Annotated in this window: 11 protein-coding genes; 1 reads left to right on the top strand and 10 read right to left on the bottom strand. The window is 65.8% G+C overall.

Annotation, left to right across the window (positions count from 1 at the left end):
* Window positions 1–45 precede the first annotated feature (45 nt).
* The 9 genes from ACPCXD_RS03835 to ACPCXD_RS03795 form a co-directional block, all read right to left on the bottom strand.
* Window positions 46–1,341 carry an NAD(P)/FAD-dependent oxidoreductase gene (locus ACPCXD_RS03835; protein WP_423658489.1) on the bottom strand — a complete coding sequence of 432 codons (1,296 nt, stop codon included), beginning with the start codon at window positions 1,339–1,341 and terminating at the stop codon, window positions 46–48.
* Entirely contained in the window at window positions 1,328–1,648 is a 321-nt protein-coding gene (locus tag ACPCXD_RS03830) for a 2Fe-2S iron-sulfur cluster-binding protein (protein WP_016695983.1), read from the bottom strand. Before ACPCXD_RS03830 ends, ACPCXD_RS03835 begins: the two co-directional genes overlap by 14 nt.
* Before the next feature lie 9 nt (window positions 1,649–1,657).
* Window positions 1,658–2,908, bottom strand: a complete 1,251-nt coding sequence (locus ACPCXD_RS03825) for a cytochrome P450 (protein ID WP_225623619.1) — start codon at window positions 2,906–2,908, stop codon at window positions 1,658–1,660.
* A 41-nt stretch (window positions 2,909–2,949) separates the two neighbouring features.
* A complete protein-coding gene (locus ACPCXD_RS03820; protein WP_423658487.1) occupies window positions 2,950–3,855 on the bottom strand; it encodes an SDR family NAD(P)-dependent oxidoreductase in 906 nt (301 codons plus the stop codon).
* Between the two features lie 32 nt (window positions 3,856–3,887).
* Window positions 3,888–4,835: an SMP-30/gluconolactonase/LRE family protein gene (locus tag ACPCXD_RS03815; protein ID WP_423658485.1), complete on the bottom strand. Its 948-nt coding sequence runs from the start codon at window positions 4,833–4,835 to the stop codon at window positions 3,888–3,890.
* 163 nt (window positions 4,836–4,998) lie between these two features.
* Window positions 4,999–5,811, bottom strand: a complete 813-nt coding sequence (locus ACPCXD_RS03810) for an SDR family NAD(P)-dependent oxidoreductase (RefSeq protein ID WP_423658483.1) — start codon at window positions 5,809–5,811, stop codon at window positions 4,999–5,001.
* 126 nt (window positions 5,812–5,937) lie between these two features.
* Complete coding sequence (locus tag ACPCXD_RS03805; RefSeq protein ID WP_423658481.1) at window positions 5,938–6,726, bottom strand: ABC transporter ATP-binding protein; 789 nt, start codon at window positions 6,724–6,726, stop codon at window positions 5,938–5,940.
* Entirely contained in the window at window positions 6,723–9,521 is a 2,799-nt protein-coding gene (locus ACPCXD_RS03800; RefSeq protein WP_423658479.1) for an ABC transporter permease subunit, read from the bottom strand. Before ACPCXD_RS03800 ends, ACPCXD_RS03805 begins: the two co-directional genes overlap by 4 nt.
* A 30-nt stretch (window positions 9,522–9,551) precedes the next feature.
* On the bottom strand, window positions 9,552–10,796 hold the full coding sequence (locus tag ACPCXD_RS03795; protein WP_088898868.1) for an ABC transporter substrate-binding protein: 1,245 nt from the start codon (window positions 10,794–10,796) through the stop codon (window positions 9,552–9,554).
* A 295-nt stretch (window positions 10,797–11,091) separates the two neighbouring features.
* Here ACPCXD_RS03795 and ACPCXD_RS03790 point away from each other — a divergent pair, with 295 nt between their 5' ends.
* Window positions 11,092–11,484, top strand: coding sequence for a VOC family protein (locus tag ACPCXD_RS03790; RefSeq protein WP_088898867.1), 393 nt, complete (start codon window positions 11,092–11,094; stop codon window positions 11,482–11,484).
* Window positions 11,485–11,604: 120 nt separating this feature from the next.
* Here ACPCXD_RS03790 and ACPCXD_RS03785 read toward each other — a convergent pair whose 3' ends face one another.
* Window positions 11,605–12,648, bottom strand: a complete 1,044-nt coding sequence (locus ACPCXD_RS03785; protein WP_088898866.1) for a hypothetical protein — start codon at window positions 12,646–12,648, stop codon at window positions 11,605–11,607.
* Window positions 12,649–12,693: the final 45 nt, after the last annotated feature.

The raw sequence follows: 12,693 nt of genomic DNA, 5'->3' as shown, positions 1-12,693 counted from the left end.
CGGCCGGCCCGGGGCAATCACGCCGGGCCGGCCGATCGGGTCACCTCATGCCGTTCGAACAGCCCCCAACAGCTTCTTCAACGGAACCGTCTCGTCCGAGAGCAGTTCCCGGGACGGCCGGTGCCCACGTGCGAGCGCGGACCGCAGTGCGACGAAGTCGGCGGGCGCGTTGACGCATTCGGCGGCGAGCAGGCGGTCGTCCTCGAAATAGAGCGCGACGCGGCGCCGAGGCTTGCTCGGATCGGTACGGACCAGCATCTCCGTGTGCCCGCCGATCATTCCGACGATCTGCAGTTTCCACGGTCCCTGGTCGGACCAGAACCACGGCACGGGCTGTTCGACTGCCTCACTTCCGAGCAACGTCGCAGCTGCCACGTTCGCCTGCTCGGTGGCGTTGTCGACGGATTCGAGACGTACCCGGGTTCCCTCACCCCTCGTCTGCACCGTGCAATCACCGATGGCGAGGATTCTCCCGTCCGAGGTCACACAACGCTCGTCGACCAGGACGCCACGATCGCAGGCGAGGCCGAGTTGTTCTGCGAGTTCGGTGCGCGGTTCCGCACCGACCCCTACGAGGACCGTCGCTGCGGCGATCTCGCGACCGTCGTCGAGACGGACCGCACGTACCCGATCACCGTCGAGTGGGATCTCGACGGGTTTCGCATCGAGGACGACGTCCACGCCCATCTCCCGGTGCGCCGCGAGCAGGAACTCGGCCGTTCCTGCTCCGACAGCACGACCCATCAGCTGCCGGCCCGCTTCCACCACCGTGACAGCGACACCCAGTCCCCGGAGTGTGGCGGCGACCTCGAGTCCGACGAAACCACCGCCGATGACCACGACCGGTCCGGCAGTGACACGTTCCGCCAGTCGGTGTGCATGGTCGAGTCCACGCAACACCAGGACATCCCGGTGGTCGGAACCGGGAATCGCCAATCGTCGTGCCCGAGCGCCGGTGGCGAGCACGAGCCGATCGAAGGCGCGCGTCCCGACGGACCCGTCGGAGCGCTCCAGGTGCAGCGTGACGCCGTCGGCGTCACGTTCGACCCGGCGGACGGTTGTACCCAGCAACACTTCGATCTCGTTGTCCGAGTAGTGACCTTCCGCACGTAGCATCAGCCGGTCCGGCGTCGACTCCCCCTTCAGCCATGCCTTCGACAAGGGCGGCCTGTGGTAGGGCGGATGCGTCTCGTCGCCGATCAACGTCAGAGGTCCGGTGTACCCGCCGGACCTGAGCCGATCGGCCAGTTGCACCGCCGCGTGCGAGGCACCGACGACCACCACACTGCGTGGTGGTGCGCCGGTGCCGGCCCGGTCGCCGGTCATCTCACGCCTGTTCATCGGGGATCGTCACGTGCAGGTCGACCCCCTCGCGGAGAATCAACTGGCACGACAGTCGTGACGAGTCCTCGCGATCACTCGCGGTGCAGTCCAGCATGTCGTCCTCGTCCTCCGAAGGAGCATCGAAATGATGCCGGTCCTCTTCGGCGAGGTAGACATGACAGGTCGCGCACGACAGCGAACCGCCGCACTGTCCGACGATCCCGGACACACCGTTGCGGACGGCTGTCGACATCACGGAATCGCCGGGCACACCGTCGATCACGCGTTCCGTCCCGTCCGGTTGGACATAGAACACCTTGGGCATGTCGGGTCCCTACCAGGTGACGGGGAGATCGACGATGGGCTGTGTGAGGTTGTCGTTGTCCACCACTGCCTCACCAGCGAGCCTGAGGCCCGGGAGCCGCTTGAACAACTCGGTGATCGCGACCTGCATCTCCATCCGCGCCAGTGGTGCTCCGAGGCAGTGGTGCAGGCCGTAACTCAACGTCAGGTGCGGGTTGTCCTTTCGACGTACGTCGAAGGTACCGGGGTCCGAGACTGCGACCGCGTCGTGATTGACCGAAGCGGGATCCACCAGCACGGCCTCCCCCTCGGCAATGACCTGGCCGTCGATCTCCACGTCCTCGGTGGCGACGAACGGAACGAGCCCCCCGCCTCCTGCAACGGTGTCGTAGATGGACATACGGCCGTTGCGGAGGATCTCCTCGACAGCAGTGGGTGCCACGGCATCGACATCCTCGAGGAGGACCGCCAGCTGGTCCGGGTTCTTCAGGAGCGACAGGACACCGGAGCAGATGAAATTCGCCGTGTTGTCGAAGCCTGCCACGATGAGGATCATCGCGATGGGAAGGATCTCCCCGTCGGTGAGCGAATCGTCCTTGTCCGGCGCGTTGGCCAGATCGCTGAGGAGGTCCTCCCGGGGATTCTTGCGCCGATCCTCGATCAGAGCACTCAGGTACATGAAGAGTTCGGTCATGTTCTGCACGACCTCGTCCTCGGGCATGTTCGCCACCGCGAGCGTGGCAGCGCTCCACTTCTGGAACTTCGGACGATCCTCCGGCGGAACGCCCAGCAGGTTGGACAGCATCTGGATCGGCAACGCCACGGCGTAGTCGCTGACCAGATTCGCCGGCGCACCCTTGTCCACCATCTCGTCGATGAGCTCGTTCGCGAACTCGACCGCAGATTCCCGCATGGCGCGCACGCGCTTCGGGGAGATGGACTTCTGTACGAGTTTGCGAAGTTTGGTGTGGTGCGGCGGATCCTCGAACTGGATCGTCGACTTCAGGAAGTCCGGGAACTCCACGAAGTAGGGCACGGCCCGCTCACCGGTCCGGAAGGGCTTCCGAACGAAGCGGGGATCGCTGAGCATGTCGCGGGCTGCAGCGTTCCGGTGGATGACCCAGACGTCACCGCCGATCGGCATCGTCATCTTCGTCATGGGCCGCTCGGCCGAGATGGCGACGTACCGCTGGACGGCATCCTGCGGAGGGACGGCCGCGAACGGGTAGGAGGTGTCGACCACCCGGCCGGTGGGAGTCGTGGACGTTTCCGTTGAGCTCACTGTAATTCTCCTGGGGCTGAACCGATGTCGGGAGATTCCGCTCAGGACGAAGCGGGAACCTCGGCGGGGGCGACGACCTGCGGCGCAGCGTCGGCGGTGATCGCCATGATCTCCTCGAACCGCTCGGCCACCGTCTCGACCGTCAGATCGGGGTCGTGGATGCCCACCGTGTTGACCAGAGCGAGACGGTTGACGATGCCGCCGGCGACGTTGAACACCTCACCGGTGACGGTGCAGTCCGGGTGGACCAGGTATGCAGCGACCGGAGCGACATGCTCGGGGCGCAACTGGGTGCGCATGTACTCCATCACCTCGGGCGACAGGGTGTCCGCAGACGCCTCGGCCATCCGGGTGCCCGCGCCGGGAGCGATGGCGTTGACCTTCACCCCCGAGGCGAGACCTTCGACCGCCAGGTTCCGGGTGAGGCCGAACAGTGCGCCCTTCGATCCGCCGTAGTGCGACATGTCCGGATTGCCGAGCATCGCTTGGGAAATGGTGTTGACCACGCGACCGGCCGGCGACTTCAGCAGGTGCGGCCAGGCCGCACGGCACAGCCGGAGCGCACCGAAATAGTGGACGTCGAGATGACGCTGGTACTCCTCGTAGGGAACCTCGTCGAACGGTGCGGTACGCACGATGCCCGCGTTGTTGATGACAGCGTCGAGCCGGCCGAATTCCGCCAGGGCGATGTCGACGAGTGCGTTGGCGCCTTCCTCCGTCGAGACGTCGGCGGCACATGCCACGGCACGTCCACCCGCCGCGGTGATCGCCGCGGCGACCTCCGCTGCCGGGTCGTCGCCGTCGACGCCGGAGCCGTCGATGGTGGCACCCAGGTCACCGACGACCACTGCGGCACCACGCGCGGCCAGCAGTTCGGCGTGGGCGCGGCCGATTCCGCGACCTGCTCCGGTGATGACGACCACGCGGTCGTTGAAATCCAATGTCATGATGTGTCCTCGGATGGTGGGAAGTGTCGGAGTCAGGGACGGGTGTCGCCGCCGCTCACGGAAACGTCGGCGGCCCAGATGGTTCCCAGTGCTTCCCGGGCGGACTTCTCGAAGTCGAAGACCTCGACACCGACGGTCATGTAGAGCGTGGTGCGGTCGGGGCCACCGAGCATGCAGGCCGAGGCGACGCCGTTCTCGAGCGGGACCGGAACGGCGTCGGTCATGCCGTCCTCGGTGAAGCGGGCCACGTAACCGCTGCCGGGCATCGCCGCCCACACGCCGCCCTCGGTGTCGAGTCCGATTCCGTCGGGAAGGAACGGGCAGGCGGCGAACGGACGAGGATTGGACAGTGATCCATCGGCGGCGCGGTCGATGACCGTCAGTCTCTGCGCCGTCACCTCTGCGGTGTAGACCTTCGTTCCGTCCGCGCTGATGGTAATGCCGTTGGCGCACATGAGCGGTCCGACCTCATCGGCCGTGGACACGGTCCCGTCGGGCTCGACGACGATGATCGGGGACGCCACCGGCTCGGCACCGGCGAACAGGTCGAATCCGAGCTGGGTGACGTATGCGCGGCCCTCCGCGTCGACGACCATGTCGTTGATGGGGGCCGGCGCGAGTGCGGAGACATCGGCGAGTACCTCGAGGTCGTCGGGCCCCTTCCCGCCGTGGACGAGGACGAGCTTCTCACGCATGGAGGTGACGATCAGCCGGCCGTCCGGGAGCCATCCGAAACCGCCGAGGTGGATCGGAACGTCGGTCCCTGCACGACGGCCCGACGCGTCCACGACGACCGTCGCGTTGCCGTCGGCGTCGAGGGTTTTCAGTGTCGAGGTGTACATGTCGGTGAACCAGAGGGCGCCGTCGTGCCAGCGCGGGCACTCGGGCCACGAGAACCCGCTCGCGATCGTGCGGGGTTCGACGATGCGCGCCTTCGCCTCTGCGACAGCGGCGGCGGTGTCGGCAACTACGTTGGTCATGTCGTGCCTTCCAGTGAGAGGGACCGGGCGCAGATGTCCACGGTGGTTCTGCCAACGCGACGAGGACGACCCGGGAGAGGGCCGTGAACTACGTCACAACTACGTTCACGAGGGACATTAGGTCCCGGAAAATCCCGCATACGGGGTGCATCCCGCTGAGCGGTCAGCTTCCTTTCGCGGGCGTGCCGAGCACGCTCTTCATCTGCCCGGCGACGAGATTCGTCGTCCACCGGGGCACAAGACGGACGAGTCGATCGAGGACGTTCGCGTCCTGGCCGATGACCACGCGGAAGCTGCCCTTCTCCATTCCGGAGACGATCAGCTCCGCCGTCCGCTCGGGTGTCGTGGCACGCACCTTGCGACCACCCGCGTCGATCATCTTCACGCCCGAGTTGCCGCTGAGATTCGTACTGATGTTGCCGGGGAAAACCGTCGTGACCACCACGCCGGTGCCCGAGAGTTCCTGGTACAGACCCTCGCTGAACTGTTTGACCGCTCCCTTGGAGGCGCCGTAGACCGTCTGGCCGGCGAACGGGACGAGACCGGCCAGACTGGCGATGTTCACCAGCGAGGCCTCCGGTCGCTGCCGGAGCTCGGGCACGAATGCCAGGCACATGTTGACCACGCCCCAGAGATTGACCTGCAGAACGCGTTCGATCTCGCTCCGTTCGAGTTCGAGGACCGGGACGAACCGGTGGATGATGCCGGCAACGTTGACGAGACCGTCTATCCGTCCATGTTCGGCGAGGACGGCTGCGGGCAACGCATCCACCGCCACCCGATCCGTGACGTCCACGACGTGCAGCGAGACCTTCGCGTTCCGGTCACCGGTGAGTGCCTGCGTCTCGCGCAACCACTCCTCTTTCAGATCGACGAGCGCGACCCGGGCTCCCCGTTCGAGCAACGTCAACGCTGTCTGCCGTCCGATACCGTTTCCGGCTCCCGTGACGACGACGACCTTCCCGTCCAACCGCATGCGACACCTCTCCCTGTCCGGTGGCGCACCGCGCGACACCACCCGTCTCTTCGTCTACCGGGCAGACGTCCTCGGATGTTCGGAGCCGACCGCACAGCGGGAGACCGAATGTGGTTCCTCCTCGGATCACGTGTCCGCGGTGGCCCGGCTCTCCTTGCCGTTGTGCTGCACGGAGCCGTTGTGCTCCACGGATCCGTTGTGCTGCACGGACCCCAGATAGGCGTGTTCGATCCGGCTGGGATCGGCGGCGAGCGATGCCGCGTCCTCCGACAGCACCACCGACCCGTGCACCAGTACGGCGGCACGGTCGGCGACATCGAGCGCAAGGCGCACATGCTGTTCGACGAGGAGCACGGACATCTCCCGCTCCTCCACCAACCGCCGTAGCACCGAAAGGATCTCGTCGACGATCACGGGGGCCAGGCCCATACTCAGTTCGTCGATCAGCAGCACCTTGGGCCGCTGGAGGATCGCCCGGGCGATCGCCAGCATCTGCTGCTCGCCACCCGACAGGCGACCCGCGGCGACACGGAGCCGCTTCTCCAATGCGGGGAAGTATTCGAGCATCTCGTCGACGGCACCGGAACGTCGACGGCGATCGTGTACCGCGAGCCGGACATTGTCGGTAGTGCTCAGTTCCCGGAAGAGTGCCCGGTCGTCGGGGACGAGGACCATTCCCGAACGCACGGCATCACGCGGCCGGCCCGGAACCACATCGAGTCCGTCCACGACCACGTCGCCACCGAACCGGGGTAGCAACCCGGCGAGGGAGAGCAAGAGCGTGGTCTTGCCGGCTCCGTTCGGTCCGAGCAGGCAGGTGATCGTTCCCTTGTCCACACGTAGGTCGACGCCCCGGACGCAGGGACGCTGCGGTAGGTAGCCCGTCGAGAGATTCCGAATCGTCAGTCCGCTCACGAGAGCGCCTCCTGGGGATCGAGGGCCGGTGCGGCCGCAGATGCGGGAACCGTGTCGTGCCCGGTCTCCGCCGGACCGGGTGGCAGGCCCAGATACGCGCTGATCACAGCTTCGTCGGCCCGGACTTCCTCCGGCGTACCGCATGCGATCACCCGTCCCAGATCCAGGACGACGACGCGGTCGCAGATCGTGAGGACGAGTTCCATGTCGTGATCGACGAGCAGGATCGACGTACCGGCGTCGCGAGCGGCGCGGAGCCGGTCGCCGAGCCAGCGGCTCTCGGAGCTGTCGAGGCCTGCGGCCGGTTCGTCGAGCAGCGCCACTGTCGGCGACGAGACCAGCACACGGGCCACCGACACCAACTGACGCCTGCCTTGGGACAGGGTCGACACCTCGGCATCCGCGACATCCCCGAGACCCACCGTGTCGAGGACCCTGCGCACCCGCTCCGAAACCGCTACCGCGGAGGACTCGTGTCCCCTCGCCGCGCCGACGGTCACGTTCTCGACGACCGACAGGTCGTCGTACAGTTCGACGTCCTGGAAACTGCGGCCGAGCCCTCTCCTGCTGAGGCGGTAGGGCCGCAGATCGCTGACGTCCTCCCCGTCCAGGACGACGGCACCGGTCGCCGGAGCGAAGCCGGTGACGGCGTCGATGACGGTGGTCTTTCCCGCACCGTTCGGCCCGATGAGCCCGACGATCTCTCCGGCACGGACATTGAAGGAGACCCCGGACACCGCGTGCACCGCACCGTATTTCACATCGAGGTTCTGCACGGACAGGAGCGGGCCACCCGTCTTCGACGCCGGCACCTGCGCGGCCACCGGTTCGACCTCGCGGGCGTCCGCTGCTCCGTCGAGGGACGTCCTCCGCCTCGACGGCCAGGGGATCCGTGGCAGCTTCCCGGCGATACCGTCCGGATTGACCATGATCGTGACGATGAGCAGAATTCCGCTGATCACCGCGTAGTAGTCACCGACGTGCAGGAACCGGTCGACGAGCAGGAACAGCAGTCCGCCGGGCGCGATGATCCCGGCCAGCACTGCACCCGTGATCGACGTGATGCCGGCGATGTACATGATCGCGAACAGGGTGATTCCGAGGAACACCGTGAAGGGTTCCGGTGTCGCCAACGTCTGTTGATACGCCATGAGCGATCCGGCGAGTCCGGCAAGAAAGGCGCCGATGGCGAATGCCGCCAACTTCGTTCGGGGGACGTCGATTCCGGATGCCGCGGCAGACCGCTCGTTCGCCCGGACCGCGAGCATGTCGGTCCCCAGGCGGCTGCGCCGTAGCCATGCCACCCCGAGTGCCGCTGCGACGAGCACCGCCAGGCACATCAGGGCGAAGGCGAGTCGTGGATAGCCCTCCCCCGCACCGATCCCCAGATCGAATCCGAACAACCGAGGGCTGTCGACGGGAGCACCCGCGACACCGCCGTTGAGTTGCGGGTTGCGGAACCAGAACGCTTCCAGGAAGACCGCCAGCGCCAACGTGACCTCCGTGAGGGGCAGACCGCGCACCCGAAGGGCCGGCAGCCCGATCACGATACCGATCACCATCGCGAACAGCGCACCGATGAGCGGCGCGAACGGGAACGGGATCCCGAGATGCGTGTTGAGGACACTGATCGAGTAGGCACCCACTCCTGCGAGCGTGAGCTGCGCCAGCGACACCTGCCCGGTATAGCCGGTGACCACCACCTGGGACAGTGCGATCACGGCGAAGATGATGCTGCTGATGATCGCGGCGCGATAACTGCCCCCAGTGACGAGCAGCGCGACGACGGCGATCGCGACGGCCACGAGCGCGGGAGCGAGGATCCGCTCGGGACGAGGCGCGTGACCGAGCCTTTGGCGGACGACACTGCCGCGATCGGGCAGCGGTCGTCCTTTGAAGACGAGGAAGACGAGGATCAGCAACAGCGGGATGGCCTCCGCCGCACCTGCTCGCGGGAACCAGTCGAAGGTGGCCTGCAGGTTCGTGGTCTCCGCTTGCAGCGCCCCGATCACGATTCCTGCAACCACGGTCAGCCAGATCGACCGGAAGTTCCCGACGAGGGTCGCCGCGAGGGCGGGAACGATGAACATCGAGTACGCAACGGGATTCAGGGCCACGATCGGCGCTATGAGGATGCCACCGAGGCCGGCCACCACGGACGACAGTGCCCAGTTGCTGAACGCGATCCGATCCGGTGAAAGACCCGTCAGGTAAGCACCCTTCTCCGACTCGGCCGCCGCCTCCGTCGCGATTCCGAAGCGACTGAACCGGAACACCAGTGTGGCCACCAGAGCTATCGCGATGATCGTGGCAGCCAGCCAGATCCGGTCGGTCGGCGCCTGCCGGGCGCCGATAGCGATGCTGTCGAGAGCGAAGATCGGTTCCACAGCCACGATCTCGGTCCCCACACGCAGGGCGATCAATGCCTGCAGCACGATCATCAGACCGATGGACGCCACGGCCTTGGCGATCACCGGTGCGTCACGGAGCGGCCGGAAGATCAGAGCATAGAAGATCAGGCCGAGCAGCGCCGCGATCACGAGCGACAGGGCCATCGCCGGGGCGACCCCGAGCGGTCCACCGAGATCGACCGTTCGGGGCAGCCCCGGAATCGGGACCATCAGCTCACCCGTACGCAACAACGCATACGTGTAGGCGGTGTAGAGGGCCACGGCACCGGTGGCGAAGTTGACGACGCCGGAACTCTTGAACGTCATCACGAGTGCCAGCCCGATGGCTGCGTACACGGCTCCGTTGCCGAGACCCAGTACGAGATAGGCGAGATGGTCGGTCATGTCGTGTCCTTGTGGGATTCGGCCGGTCCGTCAGCCCGTGACCGTGAGGTCGACGGGAATACCCTGATCGTCGATCTCACCGATCAGCATCTGCGACGAGCAGATCGACGGCATCATCGGGAATGCGGTTCCGTTGCAGGTGAAGGTGATTCCTCCGCCGGCGGGCATCTCGACGTTCTCACTGGTCCGAAGTGCCTCACGGATGGATGCCGCGTCGACCTCCCCGGTGATGCCGTCCGTTGCGCCGGCAAGAGCCATCACGGTCTGGTAGCCGGTCGAGCCGTATCCCGTCGGGGACAGGTCAGGGGCGTACTCGGCGAGAATCGACCGGAACAGTACGGTGTCCGGCCGGTCCGACAGCGCATCCGTCGCGGTGATTCCGATGTTGCCCTTGACGTTGTCGATACCGATCGCCTTGACCACGTTCTCGTCCAGGCAGGTCGGGATCAGCACCTTCTTCACGGTCGGCGCTGTCGTCTGCACGGCCTTCAGCACCGAAGTGCAGGTGGCGGCGTCGCCGATGAAGCTGACCCCATCGGGGTTGTCCGCCAGCCCGGCTGTCACCACGGGGGTCGGATCCGGAATGCCCAGAGCGACCGGAACCACGTCCAGCCGAACTCCGAAGCCCTCGAAGATCGGCTTGCCCATCTGGTCGATCATCGCCGCGATTCCACCGCCGTCACTGGCGAACATCGTGAACGTCGACATCCCTTCCTGCTGCGCTGCCGTCGCGGCCGCGGTCAGTGTTCCGGGAAGGCCTGCGGACAACGATGCAACCTCGGGTGAGGTCAGTTCGATCGGTGCGACACCGTTGAGCGTGACGTACGGGATACCTGCCCCGATGACGATCGGAACGATCGCCGGGCCCATCGATGTACCGGGCGACAGCACGGCCGCCACCTGCTGTTCGACGAACTGGTTCGCGCAGGCCGTCGCCGACGTGGGCTCCTCCTGCTGCTTGCAGACGACGAGATCGACCGGCCGGCCCGCGAGTCCGCCACCGTTGTTGTTGAGGTACTCGACCGCGGCCTCGGCTCCCTCACGCATCTCCGGCAGCGATACAGCGGCACCCCCTTCGGTCGAGACGAAACCGATCTTCACCGGTTCGCCGGTCGCCGGGTCGCTCGGCAGGGCGGAGGTGGACGAGACCGCCGCCGCTGTGTCGTCCTGCGGTTCGTCGCTTGCACATGCTGCGAGGCCGAACATTCCGGCGAGCAGCAATGCGCTCGTTCCCGCAACCGTCCGGAACTGTCGATTCCGACCGCTCGAATTCATAACGCGGACTCCTTCAGAGGATGGTGATGTCCGACCGGACGAGATGCCGGACACATTTCTTCTCGCCCAGTGATCTGCATCACCCCCGACGTGGGCGCTGAATTATGTGCGCACGCTCGAGGCCGGTGGACGGCGGTCTCCCGTTCAACGGGAGGAGCATCCGGGCGGTCCGTTCAGCGGGAGATGCGAGTTCTGTTGCCGACGTCTGCCGTCATTCTCCACTCGGGAGTTCCTCGCCCCGCTCGTCGCGTGCAACTTCTGCTTCATCACCGGGACCGGTCCGACAAGGAGATCTATGAGCAAGCCCCCGCGTTTCGCTTTCACGAAGATATTCGTCGACGACATCGAGACCGAAGCCGCTTTCTATACAGCAGTTTTCGGCATGAGGGAGAAGAACCGACTCACCGTGGGGCAAGGGAAGGACGCCGTGGAGGAGATCATCCTCACCAGCGACCGGGGTGATGACTCCTCACTGATCGTGTGGCGGTACGTCGAGCGAGCCACTCCCCCGGCGGGAGAGGCCGTGCTCGGATTCGACGTGGCCGACGTCGCCGCCACCGTGCGTACGGTCGAGGAGGCCGGCGGGACCGTCGACACACCGATCGAGAAGATGTCCGACCTCGGGTTCGCCGTCGCCTTCGTCAAGGATCCCGAGGGACACCTCATCGAGATCACCCAGAAGCTGTAGACAGCCGACCATCCGAGCCAGGGTGCATCCACGCTGCCGGCACGGCGACTCGGCAACGAACCCATGCCTCGGCGCCACTCTCCCGTGTCCAGCGCGGGCAGGACACGGGAGAGCGAGCTCTCATCGCACTTCGAGAGGAGCTTCCGCCGGATAGCGGCCGGGTGCCATCTTGTAGAACTCGGTCAATGCCGCCACGAACGCCATGTCGTTCATCGGATCGCCCGGCTCGTCGACGGCATGACCCTTGGCACGCATGTCGTCGATCAGGATGCCGAAGACCTTGTCGGGGGTCAGGTCGTCGGTATGGTCCTGGTAGCGGCGGACGTCGTCGATGTCGTCGAACAGCAGAGCCGTGTAGTGGACGAGCAGCCGCATGTCGGCCTCGCCGAAACGGCGGATCTCCTCGTCTCCGTTGCGGACCGACCACTCCGCGTCCCCGACGGCGTGCAATCGGGTGGTCATGTCCAACTCGGGATAGTCACGCTGATCCCTTGCCCCGTTGGATTCTCTGCGGTGGTACATCCGGGAGTTGTCCGTGAGGAATGCGGTGTTCCAGAACGGGGCCGCGATCCGAGCAGGGTCCTCGTCCGGTCCGTCCGGCCAGTACGTGAAACCCCCGTCGATATCGGACCGGTTGAAATACGTGAGGACCTGGGCCGACTTGACCTCCCACGAGTCGAAGAGGCCGGATTTCGACATGATCGCCAACAGCCAGATCGGCGTGTTGAACAAGCCCATGCCGCGGAACACAGCAGTGTCGAAGTGTCCCGGATCGTAGCTGTGCGACGGCCCGCACAGGTTGAAGAGCAGGTCGTGCACCATGCCGTACTTCGCTCCGTGGAGCGACCGTGCGGTGTCGAGAAGCTTACGCCCGAAGTAGATGTCGTGTAGTTCGGGATAGAAGACCACGCCGTCGTTGCCGAGGAATCCCCGGAACACCGGTGCGACGAAGTCCGACAGTGTCGCGTCCGCTTTACGATCCTTCCCACCGGAGATCGCGAGATACTCCTCGGTCGACGAGAAATGATGAGCAAGGATGAGACGCCACGGGCCGTTCTTCCGGATCACGGAGAAGATCGTCTCGATCTCCTCCGGTGTGTAGAAGTTCTCGATCACGGACGGTGGCGCCACGGGAATCATCGGATGACGCTCGAGGGTGGTCATTGGGGCTCCTCTCTGCCGCGGCATCAGCCCCGGCGGAACGGTGAT

The organism is Rhodococcus sp. AB351 (genome assembly GCF_049538275.1).
GTDB lineage: Bacteria > Actinomycetota > Actinomycetes > Mycobacteriales > Mycobacteriaceae > Rhodococcus.
Note: the sequence above shows the minus strand (reverse complement) of the source record. Positions and strands in the feature narration are given on the sequence as shown.